The 6930-nt window shown below is 59.0% G+C and carries 10 protein-coding genes and 1 pseudogene; 7 read left to right on the plus strand and 4 right to left on the minus strand.

What is annotated here, in order from left to right:
- Positions 1 to 673: FAD-dependent monooxygenase (locus tag H1Y01_RS10450; protein ID WP_180540463.1), on the minus strand; the 673-nt coding region annotated here is incomplete at its 3' end.
- Positions 674 to 706: 33 nt separating this feature from the next.
- Here H1Y01_RS10450 and H1Y01_RS10455 point away from each other — a divergent pair.
- Entirely contained in the window at positions 707 to 1315 is a 609-nt protein-coding gene (locus H1Y01_RS10455; protein ID WP_180540464.1) for a TetR/AcrR family transcriptional regulator, read from the plus strand.
- Here the strand turns inward: H1Y01_RS10455 and H1Y01_RS10460 are convergent.
- On the minus strand, positions 1308 to 1790 hold the full coding sequence (locus H1Y01_RS10460) for a GyrI-like domain-containing protein (RefSeq protein WP_180540465.1): 483 nt from the start codon (positions 1788 to 1790) through the stop codon (positions 1308 to 1310). The two genes, H1Y01_RS10455 and H1Y01_RS10460, sit on opposite strands and share 8 nt — an antisense overlap.
- A gap of 93 nt (positions 1791 to 1883) precedes the next feature.
- Positions 1884 to 2819 carry an AraC family transcriptional regulator gene (locus tag H1Y01_RS10465; protein ID WP_180540466.1) on the minus strand — a complete coding sequence of 312 codons (936 nt, stop codon included), beginning with the start codon at positions 2817 to 2819 and terminating at the stop codon, positions 1884 to 1886.
- Between the two features lie 159 nt (positions 2820 to 2978).
- Between H1Y01_RS10465 and H1Y01_RS10470 the strand changes: the two genes are divergently transcribed.
- From H1Y01_RS10470 to H1Y01_RS10495, 6 genes and pseudogenes are all read left to right on the plus strand, one after another.
- Positions 2979 to 3974, plus strand: coding sequence for an aldo/keto reductase (locus H1Y01_RS10470; protein ID WP_180540467.1), 996 nt, complete (start codon positions 2979 to 2981; stop codon positions 3972 to 3974).
- 3 nt (positions 3975 to 3977) lie between these two features.
- Entirely contained in the window at positions 3978 to 4415 is a 438-nt protein-coding gene (locus tag H1Y01_RS10475; RefSeq protein WP_180540468.1) for a lipocalin-like domain-containing protein, read from the plus strand.
- Positions 4416 to 4419: 4 nt separating this feature from the next.
- Complete coding sequence (locus H1Y01_RS10480; protein WP_180540469.1) at positions 4420 to 4797, plus strand: DUF2255 family protein; 378 nt, start codon at positions 4420 to 4422, stop codon at positions 4795 to 4797.
- Positions 4798 to 4965: 168 nt separating this feature from the next.
- Positions 4966 to 5103 (plus strand): annotated as a pseudogene (locus tag H1Y01_RS20030) (SDR family oxidoreductase); the annotation flags it as partial.
- Between the two features lie 11 nt (positions 5104 to 5114).
- Positions 5115 to 6131 (plus strand): zinc-dependent alcohol dehydrogenase family protein, encoded by a 1017-nt coding sequence (locus H1Y01_RS10490; protein WP_180540470.1) that lies wholly within the window; start codon positions 5115 to 5117, stop codon positions 6129 to 6131.
- A gap of 41 nt (positions 6132 to 6172) precedes the next feature.
- Positions 6173 to 6571: a (R)-mandelonitrile lyase gene (locus tag H1Y01_RS10495; RefSeq protein WP_180540471.1), complete on the plus strand. Its 399-nt coding sequence runs from the start codon at positions 6173 to 6175 to the stop codon at positions 6569 to 6571.
- Between the two features lie 23 nt (positions 6572 to 6594).
- Here H1Y01_RS10495 and H1Y01_RS10500 read toward each other — a convergent pair.
- Positions 6595 to 6930, minus strand: a 336-nt coding sequence (locus H1Y01_RS10500; protein ID WP_180540472.1) for a M23 family metallopeptidase, incomplete at its 5' end; no start/stop codon positions are given.

Raw genomic sequence — 6930 nt, forward strand, 5'->3', positions numbered from 1 at the left:
TGAACTGAAAGAGGTTCGTATGCGGCAGCGGGCAAAGCGCGATCGGTCCGCCTTTGGCGAGCGGCCAGAGATGCCAGTCGCGGCGATCGAGCCCCTTCCCTTCCACATCGGCCACGGTTGTGGTGCTGTCGTCCAAAGCCTCGCCTTCGAGCCGCAACCCGAGCGCCTTGCGTACCGCGCTGCGGCCGCCGTCGCAACCCACCAGGTAACTGGCCCGCACACGTTCGCCGTTCGAGAGTGTCGCGTCTACCGCGTGCGCGTGCTGTTCGAAGCTCACGAGCGCTTTGCCGAACTCGACCTCGCCGCCGAGCGCGTGGAGACGGTCGCGCAGGATCCCTTCCGTGCGCGCTTGCGGCGCCATCCAAAGATTCGGATACGGGACGCTATCGGTCGGCGGCTTCGATGAACTGAGCGAGCCCATCCGGATCGAGAGGGGACCGGCGTGGAGGCGGAACCTCGGGTACCGCGAGCCCGCCGCCAGGATCGGTTCGATTACGCCCAGATTGTCGAAAATCTCCATTGTGCGCGGCTGGATTCCTTTGCCGCGCGACCCTACAAACGGCGCGGATGCCGCATCGACAATTCGCAGCGGGATGCCGCGGCGCGCGAGATCGACTGCCAGCGTTAGGCCGGTCGGACCAGCCCCGGCAATTAAGATTGTGATTTCGTACATTGTACGAACAATTCTACGTGGTACGGTGTACGAATGTCAAAGCGAAAGTCGCGCCTCGATCGCGAGGCAATAGCCGCCGCCGCCATCGCCATCGCGGATAAGGAGGGATTCGATGCTGTCTCCATGCGCCGGATCGCTGAAGAGCTCAAAGTCGGGACGATGAGTCTTTACTACTACGTGAAGACGAAGCAGGATCTGCTGGCCGTCGTGGATGACGCGCTCATGAGCGAAGCGATCCTGCCGTTGCTCCCGAAAGGGTGGAAACGCGCAATACTCCAGATCGCCAAGCGAACACACGCCATATTCATCCGGCACCCCTGGGCGCTGGTGTCCATGCTGTCGGCGCCTCCGGGTATCAACGCGATGCGCCACATGGAGCAATGCCTGGAGGCTCTGGCCGAAACGTCTTTGACGGCGAAACAGAAGCTCACTCTACTCGTGACCGTGGATGACTTTGTGTTTGGTCACGCGCTCCGCCAATCGGCGCGTGATGCAGCCGTCGACGTGGATTTCGTTACCGCCCAACTGGCAAGCGGCGCCTTTCCTCGTACGGCAGAGTTATTCGGCGACGGACGCGTTGAGGCAAAGAACAATCGCTTCGAAAAGGGCTTGGAAGCGCTGCTCGATCGATTTTCTAAGTAGATATTCTTCCACTGACCGGTACCCAAACCTCGATGTCACCGAATCCGGTCATGAAGCCTTCCCACTCGTAACGCTCGATAACGTCTAGACCGTATTCGGGTTGATGCCCGGGAACGGCAATCCACTCGCGCCGGATGGCATCCATGGTCTCCCTTAGCTTCGACACATGCTGCCGGTGCGGATAGACAAGATACGCTTGTGCAGGAATCGTCTCGGTGACGAACCCGGCAGGCAAGTCACCTACTTCCGACACCTCCACGCCGGCCACGTAATCAAAACCGCCGGCGCCATTCCTCGGATGCGACACCACGCCATAAGTTACTCCCAAGAGTTGACCCGGAATGTTCCCGAGGTAAGGAACCAGGCGCTCCCAAAGCGCGGGAATCCGGCCCGCGGTTTCCATCGTGTAGTGCTCGCGCAATCCCGCAATCAACAGCATCCGGCCGTTCTCAAGCCGGCTGGTTAGTTCGTTCATATCGGATTTTAGAACGCTTCGCCGCCTGACCAACATACACCGTTCCACCTGGATACCCTCCCTTTCGGTCGGGCTCGGAGTGGGGCTTTACGGTCATGCCGAACTCTGTAACCGAAGACCGCGAACATCCCGTATCGGCGGTTGGCCGAAGAAGCGGCTGTACTCACGGTTGAATTGGCTGGCGCTTTCGTATCCGACCGAGAAAGCCGCGCTCGCGGCGTCCAAACCGTCCATGAGCATGCGCTGCCGCGCGGCATGCAACCGCAGTTGTTTCTGGTACTGAAGAGGGCTCATGGAGGTCAGCGTCCGGAAGTGGTGGTGGAGGGTGGACGTGCTCATTCCTGCTAGCTGCGCAAGGCCCTCCACCCGCAGCGGCTTGGCGTAATTCTCGCGGATCCACGCGATGGCTTTCGCCGTCCGGTGGCTCTGGTCTCCAACCGTAGCGATCGCGCGCAGCCTTTGCCCTTCCGCGCTCCTAAGTATCCGGTAGATGATCTCGCGCTGAATGAGAGGGCTAAGAAACGGAATGTCTCGCGGTGTGTTTAGCAGATCCATTAGACGGCAGAACGCGTCGAGAAACTCGGGAGTGGTCTCAGCAGTCGTCATCGCAGGAGCTTCGGAGGGCGGGAGGGTACTCTCAAATTCTTCGCGGCTGAGTGTCTCGCGCACCATCGCCATTTCAAGCTTCAGCCGCACACATAGATACGGCTTATCGTGACTTGCTTCTACTACGTGACTCAGCACCGGCAGGTCAATTGAGGTCAGCAGGAACCGCGATGCGTCATAGAAGAAAGTCCTTCCCGCGAGTTCCACCCGTTTGCGGCCCTGGACGACCAACGCAACGCTCGGCTCATAAGTAACGGAAGCCGGAGTCGTGGGCGCGGTGTATCGGTGGAGAGTGAGACCGGCGATGTCGGTTATCCGGCTCTCCGCCGCGCCAACGAATGAAGCAACCTTGAGAGCGAGGCCTGTTCGCAAGTCGTTCGCTCGATTGCCCGCTAAAAACGGCTTATTTACGGCGGTAATCATCCCTGCCCTCCTATCTACAGAATAGCCGCCGAACGTGAAACGGATTACGGCGAGACCGAACTTCGCGAGAAATAGGCAATAACTCCGCAGGATTAGGATACCCTCCGGTTCCGGAATTTCTTAGGCTGGAGATGGAGAGAAAATCCGAAAGGAGAAACAATGCAAAAGCGCAAACTGGGAAACAGCGGACTCGAGGTTTCGGCGATCGGGTTCGGCTGCATGGGAATGAGTTGGTCCTATGGACCGCCGAAAGACAAACCGGAGATGATCCAGCTGCTCCACGCTGCTGTGGAGCGAGGGGTCACGTTCTTCGATACCGCGGAAGTGTACGGGCCGCTAGTGAATGAAGAACTGGTGGGTGAGGGCCTCGCGCCGTTTCGCGGAGAAGTGATAATCGCCACAAAGTTCGGGTGGGAGGCGAACCCGAACGACGGGGGCAAATGGAACGCTTTAAACAGCCGGCCGGAGCACATCAAGGAAGTCGCTGAGGCGTCGCTGCGCCGGCTACGAGTGGATGCGCTCGACTTGTTCTATCAACACCGCGTCGATCTGAACGTGCCTATCGAAGATGTCGCCGGAGCGGTGAAGGATTTGATCCAGGAAGGCAAGGTAAAGCACTTCGGCCTTTCGGAAGCCGCGGCCAAGACGATCCGCCGCGCGCATGCCGTTCAACCCGTGACCGCATTGCAGAGTGAGTACTCACTGTTCTTCAGGCAGCCGGAACAGGAGATCATACCGACGCTTGAGGAACTCGGCATCGGATTTGTCCCCTTCAGTCCGCTCGGTAAAGGGTTCCTTACGGGCAAGATCAACGCCGAGACGAAGTTCGATAGCACGGATTTCCGCAATATTATTCCGCGGTTTACTGAGGAGAATCGGAAAACGAATCTGGCCTTGGTGGACCTGCTTACTAAGTTCGGAGAACAGAAGAAAGCGACACCCGCTCAGATTGCGCTTGCGTGGCTGCTTGCGAAGAAGCCATGGATTGTTCCGATTCCGGGCACAACGAAGCTGGACCGTTTGGATGAAAATCTGGGAGCGATAAACGTTGAGTTGACGCCGGAAGATATCGAGGCTATCGAAAGCGCCTCGTCAGGCATCAAGCTCGAAGGGGCGCGTTACCCCGAGTTTCATCAGAGCCTGGTGAACCGGTAACCTATGAGGGCAATTCGCTTCGGAATGCTTGCCGTCGTCGCGATAGCCGCACTTTCGCAGACTCGGTCCGCGGGCTCCGATCGGGAGAGATTGGTCGGTGCGTGGCGCCTGGCATCTATAGCGCCCGCGCCCGGCGCTCAACCCTCAGGCATGCTGATCTACACGCGTGACGGCCACATGTCGGTACAGCTGATGTATCCGAAGACGGCAGGTGCTCAATCCAATGAGTACGTCAGAGATGGCTATGAGGCTTCCTTCGGCAGTTACGACGTAGACGAAGCGACTCACACGCTGACTCATCACGTGCGGGGGTCGATTACGCGCGACCTACTTGTCGGTAAGGACCTGCCGCGCGTGTACCGGTTCAGCGTGGACGGGCACTTGATCATCAAGCCGGCTCGACCGGACGAACACTGGTCGGTTACTTGGGAGCACTACTAATCAAATGAGCGCCGCCGCATGGACGAAAGACGAACTAACCCGGATTGCTGAAACCGATGACTTACACATAGCGCCGTTTCGCGAGGACGGTGTGACGTACGGGACGCCGACGTGGATCTGGTCGGTTGTTGTTGGAGATGGGCTTTACGCTCGTGCCTACAACGGACAAGGCTCTCGCTGGTATCAGGCTGCGCTGCGTCAGAAGGCTGGAAGGATCACCGCAGCGGGCATGACTAAGGAAGTCAGGTTCGAGCCGGTTGATGGACCGATGAATGACCGGATCGACGATGCCTATCGGACGAAGTATCGCGGCAGCCCATATCTCAAGCCGATGGTTAGTGCGCGCGCTCGTTCTGCGACCGTTACGATCACGCCCGCGTGACGGACTCCCGCGTGACGGACTAAAGAGGAACTCTCTATGAACATATCTGTCGAAAACAAAGTTGCACCGGTCACCGGCGCGGCGTCAAGCCCGGGACTTGCTGCAGCCAAGACATTCGCCGAGTCAGGCGCATCCGTGGCGCTCGCGGACTGTGAAGCCCTGGATGCGATGTTGAAAGAAGTACCTATCGGTCGACTGGGCCGCGCCGAGGAAATTGCCGATGCTGTACTTTGGCTGTGTAGTCCCGCCGCCAGCCTGGCGGTCGGCCATGCCCTCGTTGTTGACGGCGGGTATACGGTGCGCTAAGTGCGAAAACGATGCGAGCAACTCTAATCTACGGGCCGCGCGACATTCGTTCCGAGGAGCGCCCCGACCCGGTCATTAGCAAGCCGACGGATGCCGTTATCCGGATGTCCGCCACCTGCGTGTGCGGGTCTGACCTTTGGGATTATCGCGGCATCAATCCGATCACTCAGCCCACGCCGATCGGTCACGAATACTGCGGGATTGTCGAGGAAATCGGCAGCGAAGTAAAGACGATTCGACCCGGTCAGTTCGTCATCGGCTCTTTCTTCGCCTCCGATAACACCTGTCCTATCTGCCGGGATGGTTATCAATCCTCGTGCCAGCATCGCGAGTTCGTGGGCGGAGCGCAAGCCGGCATGTTGCGCGTTCCATTGGCGGACGGCACCCTGGTAGCTACGCGGGATGTTCCATCAGAAGACCGGGTCCCCAGCCTGCTGGCTACCTCGGACGTGTTGGGAACGGGATGGTTCGCGGCCGATGCGGCCCATGTGAAGCCGGGTGTAACAGTCGTGGTCGTAGGTGACGGGGCGGTCGGGCTTCTAGCGGTGCTCTCCGCAAGAGAGATGGGTGCGGAACGAATCATCGCGATGAGCCGTCACGAGTCACGACAGCAGTTGGCCCGCGAATTTGGCGCGACCCATATCGTCACAGAGCGAGGTGACGATGGTGTGGCGCGGATCGCGGACCTGACCGATGGAATCGGCGCTGATGCGGTCCTCGAGTGTGTCGGAACGCAGGAGTCGATGATGCAGGCGATCCGCTCGACCCGCCCTGGCGGGTTCGTCAGTTACGTCGGCGTCCCGCACGGGGTCGAACTCGATGGCAAAGATCTCTTCTTCGCGCAAGTGCACCTGCATGGCGGACCCGCCCCGGTTCGCCGCTTCCTGCCGCGACTAATCGAATTAGTTCTGAATGGAGAGATCAACCCCGGCAAGGTATTCGATCTGACTTTGCCGCTGGACCAGGTAGCGGAGGGTTACCGCGCTATGGACGAGCGCCGCGCCATCAAAACGCTGCTGCGTCCATGAACCTTTCCGAACAACCTTCAAATCAGAAGAGGATTACTGATATGGACATCAAACGAGTTGGTTCACAGCCTTCCGGAAAAGGACCATCGGATTGGTTCACCGGTGCAGTGCGCATCGATCCGCTGTTCCAGTCGCCGGATCCGGCGTTCGTGCAAGGCGCTAGCGTGACTTTCGAACCCGGCGCCCGGACTGCGTGGCATACGCATCCGCTGGGGCAGACTCTAATCGTGACCGCGGGTTGCGGCTGGGCGCAGCGCGATGGCGGACCCATCGAAGAGATCCGGTCCGGCGATGTGGTCTGGTTTCCCCCTGGGGAGAAGCATTGGCACGGAGCTACACCGGCCACGGCCATGACGCACATCGCCATCCAGGAGAAGCTTAACGGCAAGGTTGTCGATTGGATGGAACAGGTTACCGACGAGGAATACGGGAAGGATTAGTGCGCGAGGCACTTACTCGAAATCTAGCCTGACTTAGTAGGAGTTAGAGGGTTCAGACAGGCAGCCGTAACAGCAGCGGCATTCAGTAACGATTCAAGTTCGTCGTGAGAGATAGCGGTGACTAACCCTGTGCGGTCATCGTATTCATTGATTTCGAAGTGCAGATGATTGCCATGGCCCTTCCGGTCCGCGTTGAAGCCGGTATGGCCCACGCGCCCAATGACATCTCCCGCTTCCACAAATTCTCCGGGCCGCGTAGCAATGCTTTGCAGATGCGCGTAGCGGAAGAACAGAGAGTTATCCGGATGAAAGATGATGACCGAGTTACCGCCGCGCACAGAGCTGGTAGAGAACCATTC

The organism is Nevskia soli, from assembly GCF_903970205.1.
GTDB lineage: Bacteria > Acidobacteriota > Terriglobia > Bryobacterales > Bryobacteraceae > Bog-113.

What these genes read in the sequence shown, in the direction of transcription:
- H1Y01_RS10455 (WP_180540464.1), top strand. Translation starts at nt 707, where the DNA reads ATGTCAAAGCGAAAGTCGCGCCTCGATCGCGAGGCAATAGCCGCCGCC.
- H1Y01_RS10495 (WP_180540471.1), top strand. Translation starts at nt 6,173, where the DNA reads ATGGACATCAAACGAGTTGGTTCACAGCCTTCCGGAAAAGGACCATCG.
- H1Y01_RS10475 (WP_180540468.1), top strand. Translation starts at nt 3,978, where the DNA reads ATGAGGGCAATTCGCTTCGGAATGCTTGCCGTCGTCGCGATAGCCGCA.
- H1Y01_RS10465 (WP_180540466.1), bottom strand. Translation starts at nt 2,819, where the DNA reads ATGATTACCGCCGTAAATAAGCCGTTTTTAGCGGGCAATCGAGCGAAC.
- H1Y01_RS10460 (WP_180540465.1), bottom strand. Translation starts at nt 1,790, where the DNA reads ATGAACGAACTAACCAGCCGGCTTGAGAACGGCCGGATGCTGTTGATT.
- H1Y01_RS10480 (WP_180540469.1), top strand. Translation starts at nt 4,420, where the DNA reads ATGAGCGCCGCCGCATGGACGAAAGACGAACTAACCCGGATTGCTGAA.
- H1Y01_RS10470 (WP_180540467.1), top strand. Translation starts at nt 2,979, where the DNA reads ATGCAAAAGCGCAAACTGGGAAACAGCGGACTCGAGGTTTCGGCGATC.
- H1Y01_RS10490 (WP_180540470.1), top strand. Translation starts at nt 5,115, where the DNA reads ATGCGAGCAACTCTAATCTACGGGCCGCGCGACATTCGTTCCGAGGAG.